Origin of the sequence: Halobellus sp. (assembly GCF_042218505.1) — an archaeon.
Lineage (GTDB): Archaea > Halobacteriota > Halobacteria > Halobacteriales > Haloferacaceae > Haloquadratum.
This window is the reverse complement of the sequence record NZ_JBDGQZ010000008.1, coordinates 102,391-123,604: the sequence shown is the minus strand read 5'-3', so window position 1 is coordinate 123,604 and position 21,214 is coordinate 102,391. Positions and strand designations below refer to the sequence as shown.

Here is a 21,214-nt window from a genome sequence, read left to right as displayed (position 1 = left end):
GAGCGAGACCACCTCGTCGGGCGACGGCCAGACAGAAACTGGCACCATCGATGACTGGGCCCACTATCTCATCGCTAGGACCGAGGATGCGTCGGCACTCACGTTCGCCGACGTCGACGGCGCCGACGACGCTCGGTCGTTCCTCGACGCGACCGACTTCAGTTCACAAACTATCTACGTCGAACGACATCTGGTCGACGAGTGCTTTCGCCATCGGCTCTGCTGGGTTCGCTGGACCGAGAGCGAAGTCGAGACCGACTACGCTCGGCTCCTTCGCGACGCCGACTTCGCCTGCGAGGCCAACGCCCAGATGGCAGTGACGTATCTCATTCGACTCCCGGTCACACTCGAGCCCGGACAGATCAACAGCTATGGGTCCGGCAGCGGCGGCGGCCCCTGTCCGCGACCGGACAACACCACGCGGGAGGGCAACACCTCGTGACCCGACCTGACCGCCGCCCGGGCGTCACCCGTCGGCAACTGCTCGCGCTATCCGGCGCTGGGACGCTGGCCGGGGTCGCCGGCTGTTCCGGCATCTTCCCCGGGCAGAGCGAGCCGACCGTCGACGCTGACGCGCTCTCTCAGATAGTCGCCGGGGAGGCGCCGAGGGTATCGGAGACGCTCCCGGTCGACATCGAGGCGTCGTTCGTGGCCGAACAGCGGTCGATCGCCAAGTCCGACCTCGACCGCGTCCCCGCTCCGTTCGATCGTGAAGCGATTCCGAACGGCGTGATTCGGGGACGCTTGAACGATATGCACGAATCGGCGACCGAATCGCTCGCCCGGATCGACGAGGCCGAGGTGCCGTACGAACGCCTCGAGCGGGCGAACCGCGCACAAGTCTCGGCGCACGAGGTCCGCTCGGCGTGGCGCGCAATCGACGACGACCTGACGCTGGCAGCACTCCGGGAGTCGGTTCCGTCCATCGAGGGGCGGATCGACAGCACCGTGCAGCGCTGGTCCCACGTCGGTGACGACCCCGTCCGCGCGGTCGTCGTCCACGAAGAGTTCGAGAGCAAGATCCGGGCTGCTCGAAACTGGGTCTCCTCACGAAACAGCCCAGAGCGCAGCGGAGGGACCGCACTCGACGTGGCCGACCTCGCCGAGGACCTCGAGCGCGCGCGGACGAGCGCCACGGTCGCGGCCTACGTGTTCGACCGCTTCCGTGGGCGTCTCGACGCGACCACAGACCAGCGTCCACGCTTCGAGGCGGCTCGCGAGGAACTCCGCTCCCGGATCCGCGACCGTCAGGACGCCCTTCCGTCGCAAGACATCGACGATCCGACGTCACTCGTCGATCGGGACGTCGGGGAGACCGCGGGTGTGCGAGCGCTCGTCCGCCTGGGCTCGGAAGCGACCTATCGGGCCGAAGAGGCCATTGCCGCCGCCGATGGGCCGTACCTCGCGAACGAGGTCGTCGAGGCGGCCGATGCGCTGGTACACGTCCGTGCGTTTGAGGCGCTCCGCGAGCGGATCGCCAGTGGAGACGACCTCGCTGTCGAGAGCGTCGACGACATCTCGGCGTTCCGGTCGGACGCGATTTCGGCCGTCGAGAGCGCACAGAACGCCGACCCCGGCCGACTGCTCGTCCGCGAACTGTTGCCGAGGTTCGCGAACAGGATCCGACAGACCGACGAGCGCTTCGCGCGGGAGTCCGGCACCACCACCCTCAGTTCGGTCGCGTACGACGCGCAAGAGTACGTCATCGGAGCCGTGACGTGCCGAGTAGTGCCGCGCGTCAGCGCCGACGCGGCGGGCGCTCTTCGGAAGTCGTAGTCGACTCCGACCTGCTGAGCCGTCGGCTTCCGATAAAAATTCACGGACGGGAGCATCCGCTATCACGCTCCTGTGATACGGTTTCACTTTCACTTTAGTGTTAACGAGGATTTATGTGCGAGTGGGACCCAGAATCGGACACGATGCCAGAAGACGATCTCGAAAGTCTACCGGGTGTGGGGCCAGCGACATCGGACAAACTCACGGACGCGGGGTTCGAGAGTTACCAGGCGATCGCCGTCGCCAGTCCGGGTGAGATGTCCAACACCGCCGACGTCGGCGAGTCGACGGCGGCCGACATTATCAACGCCGCCCGCGACGCCGCCGACATCGGTGGCTTCGAGACGGGTTCGACCGTCCTCGAACGACGCGAGAAGATCGGCAAGCTCTCGTGGCGGATCGACGAGGTCGACGACCTGTTGGGCGGCGGAATCGAGACGCAGTCCATCACTGAGGTGTACGGCGAGTTCGGGGCCGGGAAGTCCCAGGTGACCCACCAGATGGCGGTCAACGTGCAACTCCCGCCCGAACACGGTGGACTCGGCGGGTCCTGTATCTTCATCGACTCCGAGGACACGTTCCGCCCGGAGCGAATCGACGATATGATTCGTGGACTCGACGACGAAGTCATCGAGGACCTGCTCGAACGCCGCGAAATCGAGGGGACCCCGGGCGACGACGAGGCGATGGACGCGCTCCTCAACTCCTTCCTCGAATACATCCACGTCGCAAAGGCGTTCAATTCCAATCACCAGATCCTCCTCGCGGAGAAAGCCAAAGAACTCGCCCGCGACAACGAGGAGGCGGAGTTTCCGGTTCGACTCCTCTGTGTCGACTCGCTCACGGCGCACTTCCGCGCGGAGTACGTCGGCCGTGGCGAACTCGCCGAGCGCCAGCAGAAACTGAACAAGCACCTCCACGACCTGATGCGGATCGGCGACCTCTACAACACGGCTGTGCTGGTGACCAATCAGGTCGCCGCCAATCCCGACTCGTACTTTGGCGACCCGACCCAGCCCATCGGTGGTAACATCCTCGGTCACACCTCGACGTTCCGGATGTACCTCCGGAAGTCGAAGGGCGACAAGCGGATCGTCCGTCTGGTCGACGCGCCGAACCTCGCCGACGGCGAAGCCGTGATGCGCGTTCAGGACAGCGGCCTGAAGCCCGAATAGGCACAGGCACCTCTCTGTTGCGTCGGATCGGCGAACCGTGACCACCTCTCGCGAGAGTGGACTCACCCCGTAGGCGGGCCAGCAAGCGCGCTCACGTGGCCCCCTACTCATCACGGTGCATAGTGACGATACCAGTCGGTGCCGGAACGATCCATTGCTGTGTCTCCCTCCGGTCCTGGGCGCCCGGCGGGAACGCTGGCAAGACTCGGCCGCCATCTGGTAGCGCAGATGGCCGAACAGCCTGCTGCCAGCGCATTACAGAATCATCCACAGCCGATCCGCTGCGTTGCACGGTACAGCAATCGAGATAGTGGTGATTACGGAGGCCAGGACAGGATGTCGAGGGCGTATCGAGCGCCTGCTTCGTCAATCACTGGTGAAATTATACAGAGTTGGAAGACAGTTTGAACGGATCGTGTATAAAAACTGAAAAATACTCTTGTCGCCTCTCGCAGACGTACCTTCCGGAGGCAGAGAGGGCCTCCGAAAGCAATGATCGAAAACAGACAATCGACCAGACGACGAGTTCTCCGGACGGGAGCAACCCTCGGTGCCGCGGCTGTCGGCCTATCCGTCCCCGGGACAGCCGCAGCGAACCCGGGGAACGGAGACGGGAAAGAGTTCAGACGCGTCTACGCGAACGACGTGCTGTGGCGAACGAACGTCGTCAAGGTTCTCGACGACCGTCCCGATCCTGAAGACAAGATCTACTTCCTCCACGATGGGAAACAGCCGATCGTGGCTAACGAGAGCGCAAGCGACGAGCAACTCTCACCGTTCGTCTCCGAGTCAGCCCCCGGCGACCGGGACTGGAACGGTGGTCAGTGGACTCACTTCTCGGCAGCGGTGACGGATGTTGAAGCGTTTACCGACGATGCGCCGCTGACAAGTGCGAGCGAGATCTTGGACAAAGACTACATCGAGGTCACCCTCGGCCGCCCCGGCTTCGGCCCACCGAACTACTTCGTCTGTCCGCTAAACGGACGAGCGTAGCGACTGCTCACGCAGTCGCTTGACCGCTGAGTTCGCGCCCCGCCACAGCAACGCTGTTACTCCCACTGGTCGCTGTCGGAAACGTGGTGCTGTATACAGCGGATGCATTCAGCAGGAAGGGCGCACGTTCGCCGAGTATGCGTACAGTGCAGGCAACGGGCAAACAAACCATAGATACTCAGCCATACAAGCTCAACGTATGCCGTTCAAACGCCGGACGGTATAGTAGCGTTTGCAACTGATTGCACAACAGATCGCACGCAGTCGTGCGATCGGGTGAGCGAAGACGTGCAAACGCTACTATATTTGACCTGCTCGGGGCGGGCGTGGCTGGGAGTGCGGCCGGTTGTGCCGAAACAACCACAAGCTAGCCGACGCCAGTGGTGACAGCCTCGGTTTGGAACAGTACATCGGAGGAGCGGACTATCCAAGTTACCGTCGTCCCGACGTCCATCCACATCGGCCTCACGGAAGCGCACCTGTTCAATCAGCACCTTACTCTTCGGGCGTTTGGAACGGAAGAAAACTCGGCCACGTCGACCGACGGGTTCAAAGCTCAGAACGCGCTCGCTCACGTGGAGTTGCCGCCGAAGGGCGTAATCGAACAGTACACGTATACTCCGGACTGTACGGGGTCCGACGACCCCGAGAGCGAAATCAGGATCGGACTGGATTCGGTCAATAGTGCCTCGTTTGCTCAGAACTCCTGCCACGGAGAGTAACCGGGACTTCTGCTTTGAGCCCGTCACGCACCCGTTCTGCTGTTCTGCAGTGACCGATCCAACGAGACACCGGATGCCGGTCGTTGGTTGATCGGTACACGGGTATCCCTCCACCCGAGTCCTGATCACGTATAGACAGACAGAACGTACGGAGATTTCTCCGACACGCTCTACTACGCTACTTCGATCCAGGACACCGGCTCACCACAAAATATCAAAATCCACACGAGCGCGCATACCGATTGGGCCGTACTTACTGACAGTTACCCCGGTACTGGGGCGAGGTTTGCGCCACGCGTCTATATATCACAATATAGTCACTTTTTTGTGCGGAAACGACACCGTCACTACGATGTCTGAGGAAATTCCGCTCGACGCAGCAAAAGACGTGATCGAAGCCGCCGAGGAGCGAGCCGAGGAGATCGGCCAGCCGATGGTCGTCACCGTCGCCAACAGCGAAGGCAATCTCATCGCTCAACACCGGATGGACGACGCGTGGCTCGCATCCGTCTCTATCTCGCGAAACAAAGCCTACACGGCAGCAGCGCTGGATATGCCGACACACGAACTCGCAGAAGCGAGCGAGCCCGGCAACTCCCTCTACGGGCTCCAGACGACTGACGACAACAAAATCGTCATTTTCGGAGGCGGGTATCCGCTGGAGAACGACGGCGAGGTCGTCGGCGCCGTCGGTGCATCCGGTGGCGAAGTCAGCCAGGACCGTGACGTTGCAGAGGCCGCCGTTCAGCGGTGGGACGAAATAGCGGCTGCCGACGAGTAACGTCGATTACCGCGGCCGTCCGTACTGAACCGGGCCCACGTGGAGTGTAATAGCTGTAACGAGGCCCTTTCGCTCGATACGATCTTTCCGTGTCGAACGAGTGCGACGCTATGTAGACAAAATTTACCCGCTGATCTAACTCCTCCAGAGAGCGGTCCCCCTGAGGCACAGAACCGCTTACTGCTCCGTTGTCGTCTCTTCGAGGTCGATGTCGCCCTCGTGGATGGCCGCGCCGTCTTGCGCCACCTGTCGGGCAAGAACGGCGCACTTGATCCGCATCGGGGAGATGTCGACGCCGAGCATTCCAGTGATGTCGTCGGTGTCCATCGAATCGAGTTCCGACAGCGTCATTCCGCGAAGTTCCTCAGAGAGCATACTCGCGGACGCCTGACTGATCGCGCAGCCGTTCCCGGTGAACGTCACGTACTCGATTGTCTCCTCGTCGTCTTCGAGTTTGACGTTCATCGTGATCGTATCGCCGCAGGAGGGATTCTCCCCGGTGTGTGTGAAGTCCGGCTCCGGCATCTCGCCCTTGTTCCGAGGGTTCTTGTAGTGATCCAAGATCTGCTGCCGATACATATCCGAGCCCATACCCATAGTTATCTTTAATACGACGGACTGGCGCAAAAGAGTTCCGCTGATCGGGCGGGCAGAACGACCCGAAACGGGCGCTGGATGGGCGTGTACCGCGTGTGGACGCGACTCAGAACAACCCGAGCGAGCGCGCGATGTCCGCCGCCGAGTTGATCACGGTCCACTTGATCGCGTTCCCGGTTCCGATGCCGGAGAACCTGATCTCACCGCTGGCGACGGCGTCACGGAAGGCGGCTGCGGGGTTATCGGCGGTGAGCGTCTCGTTGAACGTCTCTCTGTCAGTCGACATTCGCAACGTCGCGTCCGAGCGCGGCCCCTGATCGAGTTCGGTCATCCGCAACTGGTTGTCCATCCGGAAGGAGAACGTCGCCGTTTCGCCATCGGCGTCGGTCACGACGAGATTCACCCGCTCGTTCGACAACTGATCCCCCGCGATCCCTAAGTCAACCTGCGTGATCGATTCGTTGTACGTGGCGACCATCCCACTGAACTCATCGTAGGCCTTGTCGGCCCAGTCGGGTTGTGAAGACTGGCCTGACTGTGCAGTTGCGACACCACTCGTGATAACGAGTAGGGCCAAGAGGGCACCGATCCATCGAGACTGCGATTTCATACACGATAGTACGGTCACTATGGTATTAAACTAGCTGGCGAACCCTGAGGGTTTTCAACCGCATCCGCCACTCGGGCCGACGATTCGGCTTCGGCCGTCGTCCCGACCTGCGTCCACTTCTTTTCGACGTCACGGTTCGCGACGCCCACGACGTCGCCGTCGACGTTCCGGAAGCGCGTCTTTCGGAGTTCGATCGTCTCGACCGTCTCGGTCACGGGATCGGGTTTCACCTCGTCGCCGGGGTTGAAGTCGGGATCCCGGAGGAAATATAGTAGCGTTTGCACGTCTTCGGTCACTCGATCGCACGACTGCGTGCGATCTGCTGTGCAATCAGTTGCAAACGCTACTGTAGACCCCGGCGACGGTGTCGGCGATCATATTCGACAGCGCGTAGGAGCCGCCGAGCGAGATGAATCCAGCGGCAGTGCCGAGGCTCGCGGCGATCTCGCCCATTCCGAAGGTCTCCAGCAGCGTGAGCGCGACGCCGAACCACAGACGCTCACGATTGCCACCCCGAGGTCGACACTCAACCCCCCTTCGGAGAGATCGACGGCACTGAGCGTCTGACAGAGCACCCGGGTGACCGGTCGGATCCAGAAGTACGCGAGCGCGAGGAAGACGACTCCGGTCAGGAGTTTCAGCGCGGCCTCCTGCAGACCGGCCGCGAACTCGGTGAGTGTCCGCTCGACCGTCTCGGAGATGAATCGGGCGACAGTGGCCATCGATATCAGTCCATCACGAGTCAACCACGAAGAATTTCGGGAGCGCCCGACCGAACGCGGCGTTGACCCGTCTCAGGCGAAGAGTTGGCGCGCGTCCTCGACGGCATCGACGAGCGCGTCGATCTCCGCCGTCGTGTTGTAGATATAGAACGAGGCGCGCGTCGAGGCGGGCACCCCAAGCTTGTCGTGTAGCGGCTGGGTACAGTGGTCGCCCGCGCGGATCGCCACGCCGTGATCGTTCAGGATGCTGGAGAGGTCGTGCGCGTGGACGCCCTCGAGATTGAACGCGACCAGACCGCCGCGGTCGTCGCCCGGCGGCCCGTAGATCTCGATATCGTCGAACTCGCTCAGCCGGTCGTAAGCGTACTCCGCGAGCAGTTCCTCGTGGGCCTGAACGTTCGACATCCCGACCTCTTCGAGATAATCAATCGCCGCTTCGAGCGCGATTCCCTGGGCGATGACGGGCGTGCCGGCTTCGAACTTCCAGGGGAGGTCCTCCCACGTTGAGTCGTCGTAGGTGACACTCCGGATCATCTCGCCGCCGTAGAGGTACGGATTCATCTCCTCGAGCAGGTGTTCTTTCCCGTAGAGGACACCGATCCCGGTGGGTCCGAGCATCTTGTGGCCCGAGAAGGCGAAGAAGTCGGTGTCCATCTCGCCGACGTCGACGGGGCGAGTCGGGGCCGACTGCGCGCCGTCGATGAAGACGTGCGCGTCGCGGTCGTGCGCCAGGTCGGCCAGCTCGCGGGCGGGGATGATCGTCCCGAGCGTGTTCGAGACGTGGACTGCGGAGACCATTGCGGTCGAGTCGTCGATCAGGTCTGCAGCGTGGTCCATATCCAGTCGGCCGTCGTCGTCGACCTGAACGTACTCGACGCTCGCGCCCGTCTTCTTGGCGATCTGCTGCCAGGTGACGAGCGAGGCGTGGTGTTCCATCTCGGTCAGGATGATGGTATCACCGGGCTCGAGTTCCGCGAGGCCCCACGCGTAGGCGACGAGATTCATCGATTCGGTCGTATTCTTCGTGAAGATGATCTCCTCGCGTCCGTCGGCGCCGATGAACTCCGCGACGCGGTCGTGTGCGTTCTCGTAGGCCACGGAGGCCTCCTGGCTCAGATGGTGGATGCCTCGGTGGACGTTGGAGTTGTAGCCGTAGTAGTAATCAACGATGGACTCGACGACGGACTCCGGCGTCTGACTGGTCGCCGCGTTGTCGAGATAGACGAGCGGTCGGGTATCTGCAGGCCCTTCGCCGGGCGTTTCGATCTCCCCACCGACCATCCGGTCGAGAATCGGGAAGTCCTCCCGAATCGACGCCACGTCGAGCGGCTGCGTTTCCTGAGTTCCCATTACTGACGTATAACAGCCCCAGCACTAACACGGCTTCGGTCCGCAGGACCCGGTGCAAACAGTCGTCGTTACGTTCGGCGGGGAGACGAATCGGATCCCGTCACATCCACAGCAACTGCGCGTGGTGCGTGCCGTCGACGACGAGGACCCGATCCTCGTCGACGATGCCGGCCTCGACGGCGACCGAGACGGCCTGCTCGCCGACGATGTTGGCGACGCTGGCGCGGGTGAGACTCTCGATTACGGTCGCTTCGTCCACCTCGTCGGCCTCCTCGCCGCCGTAGAACGCTTCCGTCACTTCCAGAGAGACCTCGCCCTCGGCGTAGGTCTCACCGAGGCACTCGGAGTCGCAGACGGAGACGAGTACCCCTTCCGGCGTCTGTCGCTCGCGGAGTAACATCACCGCTCTCGCTGGCGGTCCAGGGGCGACCCTCCGCCTTGCCGCCGTTGGCCGCCGCCGCGTTGCTGACCCTCGCCGCGCTGGTGGCCCTGCTGGCCTTGCTCGATCAGCTCCTGTTCACGCTCCTGACGCAGTTCGTTGGCCTGCTCTTGGGCCTGTTCGGCCTCCTCGTCGCGGCCGAGTTCCTCGAGGGCGCGGGCCTTCTCTTCGAGCACGTCGGCGGTACGCATCCCGAGGCGGATGGCGTTGTCGAAAGCGTTGACGGCGTCCTCTTCGAGCCCGCGCTCCCGGAGGAAGAACCCACGATTGTACCACGCCTGCGGGAAGCGTGGATCGATCTCCACCGCGCGCTCGGCGTGGCGCAGTGCCGCTTCGATCTCGCCGGCGTTCCACAGCGAGTACGCCAGGTTGGTTTCCGCTGAGGCAGCGTGCTCGGAGTCGTCGTCGATGCGGAGCGCCTCGCGGTACGAGCCGATGGCCTCGTCCCACTCTTCGAGTTCAGCGTGAGCCGCGCCCTTGTTTACCCAGGCCTCCTGCGCTTCTAATGAGTCATCGTCGGCGAACTGCCCCGCACGCTCGAACGTCTCGGTCGCCTCCTCGAAGCGATTGATCTGCATATACGACAACCCGACGTCGATGAGTTGCTCGACGTCGACCTCGTCGGAGGCGATGTTTCGCCGGTCGAGTTCGTCGGTGACGACGCGGGTGTCCACGGGATCGACCTTCGCCGGATCGATCTTCAACTCGGGCGGATCCAGCGTGAAGTCCTCGTAGTCCTCGTCGAATCCCTGGCCCGAGGAGAACTCGTGATCGTCGCGCTCGCCGTCTGTCATACCGACTGATTCACGGTCTGGACGGTTAAGCACTACGTCACGACCTTCTTGATCTGCGGTTCCGTACGCGTGCGTATGCGCCTCTTCGTCAGCATCGACCTCCCGGGTCGCCTCGCCGAAGCGGTCGCCGACGCACAAGCGCCGTTCGCCGACGCCGACGGCCTCCGATTCGTCGCCCCCGAGCAGGCGCACCTGACGCTGTTCTTCCTCGGCGACACGGACCTCGACCGCCTCGACAGCGTGGAGGCGGCGCTCGACCGCGCCGTCGCCGATACCGAGGTGAAGCCGTTCGAACTCCGCGTCGGCGGCTTCGGTGTCTTCCCCGCCCTCGAATACATCAGCGTCGTGTGGGCCGGTGTCCGCGAGGGCAGCGGCGCAGCGGAGACGACCCGACTCAACGCCGCCGTCGCGGACGAACTCACCGCGCTGGGCTTCGAGGACGACGAGCACGAGTTCACCCCGCACGTGACGCTGGCGCGGATGGACGACGCCCGCGGGAAGGGGCTCGTCCAGGACGTCGTCCGCGACACCGATCCCGACATCGGGGCGTTCGAGGCGACCGAGATCCGGCTGAAAGAGAGCACGCTCACCGACGCCGGACCGGAATACGACACCGTCGCCGCGTTCGAACTCTGATACTGGGTACTCTCATTTTCACCGACAAGCGCTCCCCCGTTGATAGTGCCCGGCGGTAAGAGGCGAGCGTACCCAGTATGCGTCCACGCCGTCGGCCGCTTCGGGCCTCATTCCGTCCCGGACGGGCCGATCCGGTCGTCGCGCCATCGCCGCAGCTCGGCGCGGAGCGCGCGCCGCTTCACCAGGACGAACCCGACGACGATGATCCCGAAACCGAGTACGGTCTGCCGGGAGAGCCCTTCCCCGAGCGCGAGCCACCCTGAAACTGCGGCGAAGATCGGAATGACGTACTCCAAGAGGCTCACCTGAATCGGTCCCACCCGACGAAGCAGCCAGAAGTACAGCGCGAAGCCCCCGGCTCCGGCGACGACCGCGAGATATCCCAGCGAGACGACCGCGGTCGGGGTCCAGATCGGATCGGCGAGCGACTCGGTTGGAAGCGCGGCGCTCGTCGCGTGGAGCGTGACCGCGCCGACGAACATCATCCACGCCTGTTCGGAGACTGTCGGCATCGTCGTCGGTGCGTCGTGGGTGCCGACCGCACCGACCGCGAACGTGATGGCCGATCCCAGGACGAGCGCCACGCCGCGGAGATCGGCAGTCGCCAGGTTCGCCAGGTCGGGATTCGCGATGGTCGCCACGCCGGCGAACCCGAGGCTGACGCCAAGTAATCCGACCGGGGAGAGCCGCTCTGCCGACGCGGAGAGACGGACGAGCGCGGGCGTGAGCACCGGGATCAGCCCCAGAAGGACGGCGGCGACGGCACTGGTGACGTACAACTGTCCGGCGAACAGGAACGCGTGGTGGACGCCGACGAGCAGAACGCCGCCGAGTAGGACCGGCCGCCACTCCGGACCGGTCGGCCGGAGTCGCTCATCGCGCCACAGCGCCAGTCCGAAGAGGACGACGGCCGCGACGTCAAACCGGTAGGCCGCAAAGAGCACCGGCGGAATCCACGCCAAGCCGGCTTTCGTTAACATAAACGCCGTCCCCCAGAGTGCAGCGAGAAGAAAGAATGCAGCGACCGTCCGAGTGTCCATTGCTGCTTTCGAGGTGGCCGTCGGTGTTGAATCACTCGAAACGAACCCGGGTCGTGACCGGCACTGCGACTGTCAGGCAGTCGCGCGGGCGCGGCGTCGAAGGAACAAGATTTTATGCGGTCCGGGGGTAGAAACGGGCACTATGGGTAAGAAATCGAAGGCCAAAAAGAAGCGCCTCGGCAAACTGGAGCGTCAGAACTCGCGTGTTCCGGCCTGGGTGATGATGAAGACGGATATGGAAGTGACGCGGAACCCCAAGCGCCGCAACTGGCGGCGAAGTGACACGGACGAGTAAGGATGAGCGCAAGCGACTTCGAAGAGCGCGTCATCACGGTCCCGCTCCGGGACGTCAACGCCGTTCCCGCCCACGAACAGGCGGGACGCGCGATGTCCCTGATCCGCGAGCACCTCGCACAGCACTTCAAGGTGGCCGAAGACGCCGTTCGTCTGGACCCCGCGATCAACGAGACGGTGTGGGCGAAGGGCAGCCAGAAGCCCCCGAGCAAGCTCCGTGTTCGCGCCGCCCGATTCGACGAGGACGGCGAGTCCATCGTCGAGGCGGAGCCGGCCGAATAACGTGCTCCGCGCCTCCTTCGCCGGGTCGCCGTACGTCGGTGTCTTCGCCCGCGCGACGGATCACATCCTCATCGTTCGTTCGGACGCCGACGAAGACGTCGTCGACGCGATGGCCGAGGAACTCGACGTTCCGGCAGTGGCAACGACGGTCGGCGGATCCGGCACCGTCGGCGCACTCGCCGCCGGCAACGAGAACGGGATCCTGTTGACGAGTCAAGCGACCGAGCGGGAGAAGGAGGTGATCGAATCGGCTGCTGATCTCCCTGTCGCCGAACTTCCGGGGACGATCAACGCCGCCGGTAACGTCGTCCTCGCGAACGACTACGGAGCCTACGTTCACCCTGATCTCTCTGACGCCGCCGTCGAGGCCGTCGAGTCGGCGCTCGACGTCCCGGTGGCGGACGGCCAACTCGCGGACGTCCAGACCGTCGGTACGGCCGCCGTCGTGACTAACGACGGCGCGCTGTGTCATCCCAAATCTAGAGAACCCGAACTGGAGGCGCTCGAAGACCACCTCGACGTCCGCGCCGACATTGGGACCGTCAACTACGGTGCGCCGCTCGTTGGCTCCGGACTCGTCGGCAACGCAGCCGGCTACGTCGCCGGCGAGGACACGACCGGGCCGGAACTGAGCCGAATCGAGGACGCGCTCGGTTACCTGGAGTAAAGTCGGTTTCCGACCGATTCTGCCGAGCGGCCTGAGAGTTGCTCTCTCGCCGCGTCTCGCGACGGCTTTCGAGGCTCGAGTAGGAAGATACTTCCCCGTCGCTCGGATAAGCGAGTGTATGAGTAAATTCGCAGTGAGCGGCCGGTTCCAGAGCCGCGACGGACTCAGCGAGTTCAACACGGTTGTAGACGCGCCCAACGAGGACGTCGCCGCCGAACGCGTCTACACCAACTTCGGGAGCCAGCACGGGCTGAAGCGGACCCAGATCGAAATTGACGACGTCGCCGCAGCCGAGGAGGCCGCAGTATGATGGGCGGTGGTGGCGGCGGCGGTGGCGGGCAGCAGCAACTTCAGCAACTTTCACAGGAACTGCAGGCGATCGACGAGGAGATCGAGGCGTTGCGGTCCGAGGTCGAAAGCCTCCAGACCGAGCAGTCCGAGATCGGCGAGGCCGTCGAGGCAATCCAGACCCTCGAGAGCGGCTCCACGGTGCAGGTACCGCTCGGCGGCGGCGCGTACGTCCGCGCAGAGGTTCAGGACATCGACGAGGTCATCGTCGGTCTCGGCGCCGACTTCGCGGCCGAGCAGCCCGCCGAGGACGCCATCGCGGCCCTGGAGACGAAGCGCGACGCGCTCGACGACCGCATCGAGGAAGTCCGCGAGGACATCGACGAACTCGAAGACGAGAGTTCTCAACTCGAACAGCAGGCCCAGCAGATGCAACAGCAGATGCAGCAGCAGCAGATGCAGCAGATGCAGCAGATGCAGGGCGACGAAGACGAGTAACCCACGAACGACGGGACCGACTGCTATCGCCGTCTCCCGTCCGATCGCGCCGACAGCAGCGACCCACTATCGGTAGACCACTATGTTCGACGGACTGAAGAACAAACTCAACAGTTTCCGCGAGGACGTCGAGGAGACCGCCGAAGAGAAAGACGCGGCCGAGTCGGACCGCGATGCCGACGACCCGGCGTCCGATGCGGCCGACGGCCAGACACCGACCGAGAGCGACGCGGCCGCGTCGAGTGACGCCGGCGACGCCTCGGGCGAACTCGGTGACGCCGGCCAGTCCAACGAGGCCGGCTCGTCTGCGGGAGCCCACCCCTCAGAGGGCGACGAATCCGGCGGCGACGCGGCGCAAGCGACCGCCGGAGACGGCCTCGCAGCCGAGGAGGCGGCGGCCGCGCTCGAAGAAGAGACCGAAGACGAGAGCGGTCCCAGTCGGCTCCAACGCGCCGCGGCGTTCGCCACCGGGAAGATCATCATTGAGGAAGACGATCTTGCGGACCCACTGTGGAACCTCGAGATGGCGCTCTTAGAGAGCGACGTCGAGATGAACGTCGCCGAGGAGATTCTCGACACCGTCCGCGAGAAGATGGTCGGCGAGACCCGTGCACAGGTCCAGACGACGGGCGAACTCGTTGAGAGCGCGCTGCACGACGCGCTCTACGACGTTATCAGCGTCGGCCAATTCGACTTCGACGAGCGCGTCGCCGAGGCCGACAAGCCGGTCACCATCGTCTTCACCGGCGTCAACGGCGTCGGAAAGACCACGAGCATCGCGAAGATGGCACGCTACTTCGAGGCGCGAGACCGCTCTGTCGTTCTCGCGAACGGCGACACCTACCGCGCCGGTGCGAACGAACAACTCCAGAAGCACGCCGACAACCTCGACCAGAGACTCATCTCCCACGAGCAGGGCGGTGATCCCGCGGCAGTCCTGTACGACGCCGTCGAGTATGCCGAGGCCAACGGCGTCGACGTCGTGCTCGGCGATACGGCCGGTCGCCTCCATACGTCGAACGACCTGATGGCCCAGTTGGAGAAGATCGACCGCGTCGTCGATCCCGATATGACGTTGTTCGTCGATGAGGCCGTCGCCGGGCAGGACGCCGTCGAGCGTGCGAAGCAGTTCAACGACGCCGCCGAAATCGACGGCGCGGTCCTGACGAAGGCCGATGCCGACTCCAACGGCGGTGCAGCCATCTCGATTGCGTACGTCACGGGCAAGCCGATTCTCTTTCTCGGGACTGGCCAGGGCTACGACGACCTCGAACGGTTCGATCCCGAGCGGATGGTCGACCGACTTGTCGACGCTGACGGGTCGTAGCGGTCCCGCTCTGTTTCTGCGTGGGTGTCGCCACCAGGTCTCTGCAGAGGCATCGCCGTCTTGTCGGGTGCTTGACTACGCGTTCCCGCCTCGTCGAGTTAGACTACGCGCTTCCGTCTCGTCGGATCTCAGACTACGCGTCGCCGCCCGATTGGAACGGCTCGCCGACTGCCGACCCGGGGAGGAGGCTCAGGAACTCTAGTTCGAGGCCGTCGCGCGAGGTGAACCGGTCAGCTCCCGACCGTTCGAGCATGTTGCCGACGCTGACTGATCCCTCGGCGAGGCGCACCGTCACGTCACCGCACTCTCCAGCGACGTGCTGCGGCGAGAGCGGATACTCGAGTGCGTCGAAGACGGTGCCGATTCGATTGCGTTTGATCGATTCTGTCACGCCAGTTGTACGCCGCCAGCGACAATAACTATATACTACATTTTCCGCGAGGTCGCCGGAAGCGGGAGCGCGGAACCAACGGCCCTCACTCCACTGCGAGCGCCAGTCCGAGCGTGATCATCGCGCCGCCGCCGAACCAACTCAGCCGGGAGGTCGCGGTTGAGGAGGTGAGGAAAGAGCCCACGCGTCCGGAGGCGACCGCGACGATGCCCAGATACGCCGCCGTCAGGGCGGCGTACGTCGCGCCGAGAACGAGCATCCGACCCGTGGCTCCGGGGGCCGATCCCGCGAATCCCGGGAGAAAGGCGAGAAAGAAGAGCGCCACCTTCGGGTTGAGGACGTTGACCAAGACGCCCCGCCGGAAACTCCCCGCGGCGTCCGTGGCAGCGATGCGTCCCGCGTCGTCGGCGTTGCCGAATTCGTCGTTCCGGATCGCCTGCACGCCGAGGTAGACGAGGTAGACCGCGCCGGCGTACGTCACGATGCGGTAGGCGGCGGGCGCGGCACGGAGCAACGCGGCGAGTCCGAGCGTCGCCGCGGCGGTGTGACACAGCACGCCCGTTGCGATCCCGAACGCCGAGCGGACGCCGGCGTCGCGGCTCTGGATTCCCCGCGCGAGAACGTACAACGTGTCGGGGCCGGGTGTGAGGATAAGCGCGACGGCGGCCGCGCAGAATGCGACGTACGTGGCGAGGTCCGGGACGAGCGCCATCACTGGCAGCGTCGTCGGCCCTGCAGAAAAAGCCTTTACACGACTGGTGGCGTAGAGATGAGTAATGGTACTCGATAATCTCGGGAGTTCCCTTCGCAGCAGTCTGGATAAACTGCAGGGGAAATCCCGCCTCGACGAGGAGGACGTCGAGGAGATCGTCAAGGAGATCCAGCGGTCGCTGCTCTCTGCCGACGTCGACGTGACCCTCGTGATGGACCTCTCCTCGTCGATCGAAGAGCGCGCGATCGAGGAGGAACCGCCCGCAGGCACGTCGGCTCGGGATCACGTCCTCAAGATCGTCTACGAGGAACTGGTCGATCTCGTCGGAGAGTCGACGGAGTTGCCCTTGGAGTCGCAGACGATCCTGCTCGCCGGACTCCAGGGATCGGGGAAGACCACGAGCGCCGCCAAGATAGCGTGGTGGTTCTCGAAGAAGGGGCTCCGCCCCGCCGTCATCCAGACGGACACGTTCCGTCCCGGCGCGTACGACCAGGCCGAACAGATGTGCGAGCGCGCGGAGGTCGAATTCTACGGCGACCCCGACGAGTCCGATCCGGTCAGGATCGCTCGCGACGGCCTCGAAGCCACCGAGGAGGCCGACGTCCACATCGTCGATACCGCCGGTCGCCACGCGCTGGAAGAGGACCTGATCGCGGAGATCGAAGCGATCGAGGACGTCGTCGAACCGGACCGGTCGCTTCTGGTACTGGACGCCGCGATCGGGCAGGGAGCGAAGGATCAGGCCCGCGAGTTCGACGCCGCGATCGGCATCGGGGGCGTCGTCGTCACCAAACTCGACGGGACGGCGAAAGGCGGCGGAGCGCTGACCGCCGTCAACGAGACCGGCTCCTCGATCGCCTTCCTCGGGACGGGCGAGACCGTTCAGGACATCGAGCGCTTCGAGCCCAACGGCTTCATCTCCCGACTTCTGGGGATGGGCGATCTCAAACAGCTCTCAGAGCGCGTCGAACGCGCGATGGCTGAGACCCAGGAGGAAGACGACGACTGGGAACCCGAGGACATTATGCAGGGGTCGTTCACCCTCAAGGATATGCAGAAGCAGATGGAGGCGATGAACCGGATGGGGCCGCTCGATCAGGTGATGGATATGATTCCGGGACTCGGTGGCGGTTTCAAAGACGAACTCCCTGACGACGCGATGGACGTCACCCAAGACCGGATGCGCGCCTTCGACGTGATTATGGGCTCGATGACTGACGACGAACTGGAGAATCCCCGCTCGGTCGGGGCGTCCCGCGTCCGCCGCATCGCCCGCGGTTCCGGCAAGGACGAGGAGACCGTCCAGGAACTCCTACAGCAGCACAAAATGATGGAACAGACCATCCAGCAGTTCCAGGGGATGGGCGATGGCGATATGCAGCGGATGATGAAGAAACTCCAGAACCAGGGCGGCGGTGGCGGCGGTATGGGCGGTCTCGGCGGCGGTGGCGGCCTCGGCCCGTTCGGTTGACGGGGCCTCCATCTGCGGTCGGCCACGACACGTCCGATTTTTCACCCCCGCCTCCGTCGGCAGTCGTATGACTGTCCGGGACGTGGCTCGCGACGCTTACCGCGAGGCCCTCCCAGCGCTCGCCGCGAGCCTCGTCGGCGGCCTCTTCGCGGGCGTCGTGCTCAGCGGTATGCGAGCGGAACTCCGCGCGGTGCCCGGGCTTCTCGTTCTCGTCCCAGCGTTGCTGGCGACCCGGGGCAACGTCTACGGCTCGCTCGGCGCACGGATCTCGACCGCCCTGCACCAGGGGCTGATCGAACCCCGAGTCCGCGGCGGCGACGAGCGTCTCCGTGCGGCGGTGTCGGCGGCGCTCGCAAACGGACTGCTCGTCTCCACGTTCGCGGCTGTCGCGGCGTTCTCGATCCTCACGGTTCTCGGTGACTCCACCGCGCCGCTTCCGGTCCTCGTTGCGACCGCGATGCTCTCCGGCCTGTTCTCCGGCGTTGCCCTCGCCGGGGTTGTCGTCACCGCCGTGTTCGCCGGCTATCGTCGGGGGCGCGACCCCGACACCCTCGTGGGGCCGCTCGTGACGACGACGGGCGACCTTTTCGGGATGCTGTTTCTTCTCGTGGCTGTCAGACTCGTCCTGTTCGTCGTCGGGGTGATCTGAGTGGCGACCGACTGGACCCTCCGGGCGATCACGCGCGCGATGCTCCCCGTGCTCCTCGTGCTGACGATCGTCGAAATCGGGAGCGGACTGGTTCTCGGGAGTTTCGAGGCGGAACTGCTCCGGTACCCGACCCTGCTCGCGCTCGTGCCGGTCACGATCGGCACGGCCGGCAATCTGGGGAGCATCCTGGCCGCACGGCTCTCGACGGCGTTTCACCTCGGGACGCTCTCGTTCGACCCGCGCGACGAGAACCTCGTGGGCAACGCGGTCGCGACGCTCGGACTCGCGGTCTCGATCTTCCCCGTCGTCGGCGCAGGCGCCTGGGGACTCACCGCGATCGTGAGCGGGGTCCGACTGGCTCCGGGCACGGTCGTCGCCATCTCGCTCGTCTCGGGCATCGCGCTGGCGGTGTTGGCGATCACGGTGACTGTGGCGGTGACGTACGTCGCCTACCAGTTTCAACTCGACCCGGACGACGTGGTGATTCCGGTCGTCACCAACACCTGTGACGTGCTGGGCGTCGTCGTACTCTTCGCCACCGTCCAGTTGCTCGTATAACCGAGGGCGACCGCGCGACGGCCCGTCGCGAACCGGTGAACCGACGCCGATTAGTCGGCCGGGCACCGATATGCGGGTGTGCAACTGGGAGCGCTCGTCCACACGGTCTGGCCGGTCCTCGTCGAGGTAGCGCCGCGAGTGGTCCGCATCGCGATGTTCATCGGTGTGGGCGTCTTCCTGGCGAACGTTGCCGTCGGCTTCGGCTTGGTCGAAAAGATCGCGGCCTTCTCGAAGTACCTCACTCGCCCGGCGAACCTCCCGGACGAGGTCGGGACCGCAATCGTCACGACTGCGGCCTCGACAACGGCAGGGTACGGGATGCTCGCGGACTTCCGCGAGTCAGAGCGATTGACTGACGCCGAGACGCTGATCGCCGTCACGATGAACACGTTCTTCGGCTTCGTCCAGCACATTTTCACCTTCTACGCGCCGGTGTTGATCCCCATCCTGGGGCTCGAAGTCGGCCTGCTCTACGTCGGCGCGCGCGCCGCGATTGCGCTCGGCATCACCATCACGGGTGTCTTCGCCGGTGCCGTGTTGCTCTCCCGGGGATCGGCGACCGATCGATCCGAAACGGCGGCCGTCGACGGCGGCGTCGAGGCGACCGATGGCGGAGCGGAACGCTCGCCCACGCCGCCCGACAGCGACGACGACTCGCCTGCGGCGATCGTCCGTACCGCTGCCGAGAAGACGTGGCCGAAACTCACGCGGATCATCCCGCGGCTCGCGATCATCTACGTGGCGGTGACGCTTCTGGTCCGGACGCAGGACCTCCGCGCGATCACGGGCGTCGCGGAACCCCTGACGACGCTGCTCGGCCTCCCGGGGGCGTCGCTGCCGGTCGTGGCCGTGTTCGCGTTCGACACCACCGCCGGCGCGGCCACCATTGCGCCGATGATCGGGCCGACGTTCACGCCGCGGACGGCGGTGGCGACGATGCTCCTCGGCGGGATCATCTCCTTTGCGGTGTCGACGTTCAAGCGCTCGATCCCGTTCCAGTACGGCATCTGGGGACCGACCTTCGGCTCGAAGGTGATCGCGGTGAACACGGCGCTGAAAGTCGTCTTCATTACCGCGGCACTGGCCGTGTTGCTCGTGCCCGTCTGAGCGCGATGGATCGAGCGCGTCGATGCGCAGCCGGGATCGTTATCGAGAGCCGTCGAGCCTCACGCAGAATCGTCGAAATCGACCGGCTTTCCGTCTTCCGTCGGCGGCGCAACATAGTCGATGTAGGACTCCACGTCGGGTTCGTGGACGGTGACGTGGATCTCGATGTCACCGAGTTCGTCGGGGTTCCCGACGGCGAAGTTGATCGTACTCTTGAACGCCGCCTGTTTCTTCAGCGCGAACGAGAAGCCGTCGGTGTCGGCGTGCTTGCCGAACTCGCGGCGCGCGGTGTCGAGGATCTCCTGTTCGTGCAGTCGCTCGGAGAACCGCTCGAGCGAGTGCGTCGTCCCGACGAGCGCAGCCTCCCGGCGTTCGAACTCGACGTTCGGGAAGAGGTTGCGGACGGCGTCCTCGACGCGGGCGGTAACTTCGGTGTCGCGAACCGGTGCGACGACACGGGCGTCGATGCGGTAGATCACGCTGAATCACCCGCCTTCGAGCCGAGCGCGTGGTCGTCCCCGGCGTCCACTGTCTCGGTCGCGACGTCGACGTGTTCGTCCCCCGCGACGTCCGCAAGCTCGCCGTCCAGAATCGCCCGGATGCGGTCGCGGAACGCTGCCAGCGTGTCGGTGTTTCGCACGACCACGTCCGCGCGGTCCATCACTTCGCCCATCCCGAAGCCGAGTTCGCGTTTCTCGCGGTCGCGGAGCGCCTCACGGTCGAGATCGGAGTCGTCGCGGGCGCGACCGAGGAGGCGCTCGGCCCGGATCTCGAACGGCGCTTCGATGCTCACGAGCAGGAAGTTCTCGTCGAACACCTCGCGGAAACGATCGAGTTCGACGTCCGAGCGGAGGCCGTCGACGAGGACCGAGTCGGTATCCTGCAGTTCGGATTCGATCAACGGAAGCGAGCGCTCAGCAATCGCCGCGGGACCGTTCTCTTCGCGGAGCGTTCGCGCCATCTCGCCGTGGTGTTCGGCAGGATCGAAACCCCGCTCGCGACAGGCCTTGCGGATCACGTCGCCCATCGTAACGACCGGAACGTCGGCCTCCCGGGCGACAGCGGCGGCTTCGCCCTTGCCGCTCCCGGGCAGTCCGACGGTGCCGATGACCTTCATTACGCGCCAATTCACGACACCCGACCTTACGCGTTCCGCTCGCCCGCAACGACGCCAACCCACATCCCTTTTTACCGACCACGGACTCCCACGTTATGAGGGCGCGTAGCTCAGTCGGACAGAGCGTCGGACTTCTAATCCGATGGTCGCGGGTTCGAATCCCGTCGCGCGTCTCGGGCCTCTGGTAACTGTGTTTGTGTAATCATCCCACTCGCTGG

The 21,214-nt window shown here is 64.6% G+C and carries 25 protein-coding genes, 1 tRNA gene and 2 pseudogenes; 17 read left to right on the top strand and 11 right to left on the bottom strand.

Annotated features, from left to right (window positions below; all coding sequences use genetic code 11):
* From ABEI27_RS02655 to ABEI27_RS02635, 5 genes and pseudogenes are all read left to right on the top strand, one after another.
* Positions 1-442, top strand: a pseudogene (locus ABEI27_RS02655) (hypothetical protein); the annotation flags it as partial.
* Positions 439-1,776, top strand: a complete 1,338-nt coding sequence (locus ABEI27_RS02650) for a hypothetical protein (protein ID WP_375797863.1) — start codon at positions 439-441, stop codon at positions 1,774-1,776. The pseudogene ABEI27_RS02655 and the gene ABEI27_RS02650, both read left to right, overlap by 4 nt.
* A 143-nt stretch (positions 1,777-1,919) precedes the next feature.
* Positions 1,920-2,951, top strand: a complete 1,032-nt coding sequence (radA, locus tag ABEI27_RS02645; protein ID WP_375797862.1) for a DNA repair and recombination protein RadA — start codon at positions 1,920-1,922, stop codon at positions 2,949-2,951.
* A gap of 492 nt (positions 2,952-3,443) precedes the next feature.
* Positions 3,444-3,944, top strand: coding sequence for a hypothetical protein (locus ABEI27_RS02640; protein WP_375797861.1), 501 nt, complete (start codon positions 3,444-3,446; stop codon positions 3,942-3,944).
* Positions 3,945-5,018: 1,074 nt separating this feature from the next.
* Positions 5,019-5,447: a heme-binding protein gene (locus ABEI27_RS02635; RefSeq protein WP_375797860.1), complete on the top strand. Its 429-nt coding sequence runs from the start codon at positions 5,019-5,021 to the stop codon at positions 5,445-5,447.
* Positions 5,448-5,624: 177 nt separating this feature from the next.
* Here the strand turns inward: ABEI27_RS02635 and sufU are convergent, their stop codons facing one another.
* From sufU to ABEI27_RS02605, 6 genes and pseudogenes are all read right to left on the bottom strand, one after another.
* Positions 5,625-6,044, bottom strand: coding sequence for a Fe-S cluster assembly sulfur transfer protein SufU (gene sufU, locus ABEI27_RS02630; protein ID WP_375797859.1), 420 nt, complete (start codon positions 6,042-6,044; stop codon positions 5,625-5,627).
* A gap of 106 nt (positions 6,045-6,150) precedes the next feature.
* Positions 6,151-6,654 (bottom strand): hypothetical protein, encoded by a 504-nt coding sequence (locus tag ABEI27_RS02625; RefSeq protein WP_375797858.1) that lies wholly within the window; start codon positions 6,652-6,654, stop codon positions 6,151-6,153.
* A 17-nt stretch (positions 6,655-6,671) separates the two neighbouring features.
* Positions 6,672-7,376 (bottom strand): annotated as a pseudogene (locus ABEI27_RS02620) (mechanosensitive ion channel protein MscS).
* 72 nt (positions 7,377-7,448) lie between these two features.
* Entirely contained in the window at positions 7,449-8,726 is a 1,278-nt protein-coding gene (locus ABEI27_RS02615; RefSeq protein WP_375797857.1) for an aminotransferase class V-fold PLP-dependent enzyme, read from the bottom strand.
* A 100-nt stretch (positions 8,727-8,826) separates the two neighbouring features.
* Positions 8,827-9,126, bottom strand: coding sequence for a DUF424 domain-containing protein (locus ABEI27_RS02610; RefSeq protein ID WP_375797856.1), 300 nt, complete (start codon positions 9,124-9,126; stop codon positions 8,827-8,829).
* Positions 9,126-9,959: a tetratricopeptide repeat protein gene (locus ABEI27_RS02605; protein WP_375797855.1), complete on the bottom strand. Its 834-nt coding sequence runs from the start codon at positions 9,957-9,959 to the stop codon at positions 9,126-9,128. Before ABEI27_RS02605 ends, ABEI27_RS02610 begins: the two co-directional genes overlap by 1 nt.
* Before the next feature lie 75 nt (positions 9,960-10,034).
* Here ABEI27_RS02605 and thpR point away from each other — a divergent pair, with 75 nt between their 5' ends.
* Positions 10,035-10,595 carry an RNA 2',3'-cyclic phosphodiesterase gene (gene thpR / locus ABEI27_RS02600; RefSeq protein ID WP_375797854.1) on the top strand — a complete coding sequence of 187 codons (561 nt, stop codon included), beginning with the start codon at positions 10,035-10,037 and terminating at the stop codon, positions 10,593-10,595.
* Positions 10,596-10,702: 107 nt separating this feature from the next.
* Here the strand turns inward: thpR and ABEI27_RS02595 are convergent, their stop codons facing one another.
* The gene (locus tag ABEI27_RS02595; RefSeq protein WP_375797853.1) at positions 10,703-11,635 is read right to left on the bottom strand and encodes a DMT family transporter; all 933 of its coding nucleotides are present in this window, start codon (positions 11,633-11,635) and stop codon (positions 10,703-10,705) included.
* 142 nt (positions 11,636-11,777) lie between these two features.
* Between ABEI27_RS02595 and ABEI27_RS02590 the strand changes: the two genes are divergently transcribed.
* The 6 genes from ABEI27_RS02590 to ftsY all read left to right on the top strand — a co-directional run bounded on the left by ABEI27_RS02590 (position 11,778) and on the right by ftsY (position 14,991).
* Positions 11,778-11,930 (top strand): 50S ribosomal protein L39e, encoded by a 153-nt coding sequence (locus tag ABEI27_RS02590; RefSeq protein ID WP_089765660.1) that lies wholly within the window; start codon positions 11,778-11,780, stop codon positions 11,928-11,930.
* Between the two features lie 2 nt (positions 11,931-11,932).
* Positions 11,933-12,211: a 50S ribosomal protein L31e gene (locus tag ABEI27_RS02585; RefSeq protein ID WP_375797852.1), complete on the top strand. Its 279-nt coding sequence runs from the start codon at positions 11,933-11,935 to the stop codon at positions 12,209-12,211.
* A 1-nt stretch (position 12,212) separates the two neighbouring features.
* Positions 12,213-12,878, top strand: coding sequence for a translation initiation factor IF-6 (locus tag ABEI27_RS02580; RefSeq protein ID WP_375797851.1), 666 nt, complete (start codon positions 12,213-12,215; stop codon positions 12,876-12,878).
* Between the two features lie 118 nt (positions 12,879-12,996).
* On the top strand, positions 12,997-13,188 hold the full coding sequence (gene rpl18a, locus ABEI27_RS02575) for a 50S ribosomal protein L18Ae (RefSeq protein ID WP_375797850.1): 192 nt from the start codon (positions 12,997-12,999) through the stop codon (positions 13,186-13,188).
* Entirely contained in the window at positions 13,188-13,664 is a 477-nt protein-coding gene (gene pfdA, locus ABEI27_RS02570) for a prefoldin subunit alpha (protein WP_375797936.1), read from the top strand. Before rpl18a ends, pfdA begins: the two co-directional genes overlap by 1 nt.
* Before the next feature lie 82 nt (positions 13,665-13,746).
* Positions 13,747-14,991 (top strand): signal recognition particle-docking protein FtsY, encoded by a 1,245-nt coding sequence (gene ftsY, locus ABEI27_RS02565; protein ID WP_375797849.1) that lies wholly within the window; start codon positions 13,747-13,749, stop codon positions 14,989-14,991.
* A 133-nt stretch (positions 14,992-15,124) separates the two neighbouring features.
* On the opposite strand, the gene ABEI27_RS02560 is transcribed toward ftsY, so the two are convergent.
* Together ABEI27_RS02560 and ABEI27_RS02555 are read right to left on the bottom strand one after the other, a co-directional pair.
* Complete coding sequence (locus ABEI27_RS02560) at positions 15,125-15,382, bottom strand: hypothetical protein (RefSeq protein WP_375797848.1); 258 nt, start codon at positions 15,380-15,382, stop codon at positions 15,125-15,127.
* Between the two features lie 85 nt (positions 15,383-15,467).
* On the bottom strand, positions 15,468-16,103 hold the full coding sequence (locus ABEI27_RS02555; RefSeq protein WP_375797935.1) for a LysE family translocator: 636 nt from the start codon (positions 16,101-16,103) through the stop codon (positions 15,468-15,470).
* A 55-nt stretch (positions 16,104-16,158) separates the two neighbouring features.
* On the opposite strand from ABEI27_RS02555, the gene ABEI27_RS02550 reads away from it, so the two are divergent.
* The 4 genes from ABEI27_RS02550 to ABEI27_RS02535 all read left to right on the top strand — a co-directional run bounded on the left by ABEI27_RS02550 (position 16,159) and on the right by ABEI27_RS02535 (position 19,879).
* Positions 16,159-17,565 carry a signal recognition particle protein Srp54 gene (locus tag ABEI27_RS02550; RefSeq protein ID WP_375797847.1) on the top strand — a complete coding sequence of 469 codons (1,407 nt, stop codon included), beginning with the start codon at positions 16,159-16,161 and terminating at the stop codon, positions 17,563-17,565.
* A gap of 67 nt (positions 17,566-17,632) precedes the next feature.
* Complete coding sequence (locus tag ABEI27_RS02545; protein WP_375797846.1) at positions 17,633-18,214, top strand: magnesium transporter; 582 nt, start codon at positions 17,633-17,635, stop codon at positions 18,212-18,214.
* Positions 18,215-18,772, top strand: a complete 558-nt coding sequence (locus tag ABEI27_RS02540; RefSeq protein WP_375797845.1) for a magnesium transporter — start codon at positions 18,215-18,217, stop codon at positions 18,770-18,772.
* 153 nt (positions 18,773-18,925) lie between these two features.
* Entirely contained in the window at positions 18,926-19,879 is a 954-nt protein-coding gene (locus ABEI27_RS02535) for a nucleoside recognition protein (RefSeq protein ID WP_375797934.1), read from the top strand.
* Between the two features lie 59 nt (positions 19,880-19,938).
* Here ABEI27_RS02535 and ABEI27_RS02530 read toward each other — a convergent pair whose 3' ends face one another.
* A complete protein-coding gene (locus tag ABEI27_RS02530; RefSeq protein ID WP_375797844.1) occupies positions 19,939-20,358 on the bottom strand; it encodes a coaE operon protein in 420 nt (139 codons plus the stop codon).
* A complete protein-coding gene (locus ABEI27_RS02525; RefSeq protein WP_375797843.1) occupies positions 20,355-20,996 on the bottom strand; it encodes an AAA family ATPase in 642 nt (213 codons plus the stop codon). Before ABEI27_RS02525 ends, ABEI27_RS02530 begins: the two co-directional genes overlap by 4 nt.
* A 99-nt stretch (positions 20,997-21,095) precedes the next feature.
* Between ABEI27_RS02525 and ABEI27_RS02520 the strand changes: the two genes are divergently transcribed.
* A tRNA-Arg gene (locus tag ABEI27_RS02520) sits at positions 21,096-21,171 on the top strand.
* Positions 21,172-21,214: the final 43 nt, after the last annotated feature.

Bases quoted from the DNA above. Each gene is read 5' to 3' on its own strand.
- radA (WP_375797862.1), top strand. From the start codon at position 1,920: ATGCCAGAAGACGATCTCGAAAGTCTACCGGGTGTGGGGCCAGCGACA.
- ABEI27_RS02640 (WP_375797861.1), top strand. From the start codon at position 3,444: ATGATCGAAAACAGACAATCGACCAGACGACGAGTTCTCCGGACGGGA.
- ABEI27_RS02635 (WP_375797860.1), top strand. From the start codon at position 5,019: ATGTCTGAGGAAATTCCGCTCGACGCAGCAAAAGACGTGATCGAAGCC.
- sufU (WP_375797859.1), bottom strand. From the start codon at position 6,044: ATGGGTATGGGCTCGGATATGTATCGGCAGCAGATCTTGGATCACTAC.
- ABEI27_RS02625 (WP_375797858.1), bottom strand. From the start codon at position 6,654: ATGAAATCGCAGTCTCGATGGATCGGTGCCCTCTTGGCCCTACTCGTT.
- ABEI27_RS02615 (WP_375797857.1), bottom strand. From the start codon at position 8,726: ATGGGAACTCAGGAAACGCAGCCGCTCGACGTGGCGTCGATTCGGGAG.
- ABEI27_RS02610 (WP_375797856.1), bottom strand. From the start codon at position 9,126: ATGTTACTCCGCGAGCGACAGACGCCGGAAGGGGTACTCGTCTCCGTC.
- ABEI27_RS02605 (WP_375797855.1), bottom strand. From the start codon at position 9,959: ATGACAGACGGCGAGCGCGACGATCACGAGTTCTCCTCGGGCCAGGGA.
- thpR (WP_375797854.1), top strand. From the start codon at position 10,035: ATGCGCCTCTTCGTCAGCATCGACCTCCCGGGTCGCCTCGCCGAAGCG.
- ABEI27_RS02595 (WP_375797853.1), bottom strand. From the start codon at position 11,635: ATGGACACTCGGACGGTCGCTGCATTCTTTCTTCTCGCTGCACTCTGG.
- ABEI27_RS02590 (WP_089765660.1), top strand. From the start codon at position 11,778: ATGGGTAAGAAATCGAAGGCCAAAAAGAAGCGCCTCGGCAAACTGGAG.
- ABEI27_RS02585 (WP_375797852.1), top strand. From the start codon at position 11,933: ATGAGCGCAAGCGACTTCGAAGAGCGCGTCATCACGGTCCCGCTCCGG.
- rpl18a (WP_375797850.1), top strand. From the start codon at position 12,997: ATGAGTAAATTCGCAGTGAGCGGCCGGTTCCAGAGCCGCGACGGACTC.
- pfdA (WP_375797936.1), top strand. From the start codon at position 13,188: ATGGGCGGTGGTGGCGGCGGCGGTGGCGGGCAGCAGCAACTTCAGCAA.
- ftsY (WP_375797849.1), top strand. From the start codon at position 13,747: ATGTTCGACGGACTGAAGAACAAACTCAACAGTTTCCGCGAGGACGTC.
- ABEI27_RS02550 (WP_375797847.1), top strand. From the start codon at position 16,159: ATGGTACTCGATAATCTCGGGAGTTCCCTTCGCAGCAGTCTGGATAAA.
- ABEI27_RS02545 (WP_375797846.1), top strand. From the start codon at position 17,633: ATGACTGTCCGGGACGTGGCTCGCGACGCTTACCGCGAGGCCCTCCCA.
- ABEI27_RS02535 (WP_375797934.1), top strand. From the start codon at position 18,926: ATGTTCATCGGTGTGGGCGTCTTCCTGGCGAACGTTGCCGTCGGCTTC.
- ABEI27_RS02525 (WP_375797843.1), bottom strand. From the start codon at position 20,996: ATGAAGGTCATCGGCACCGTCGGACTGCCCGGGAGCGGCAAGGGCGAA.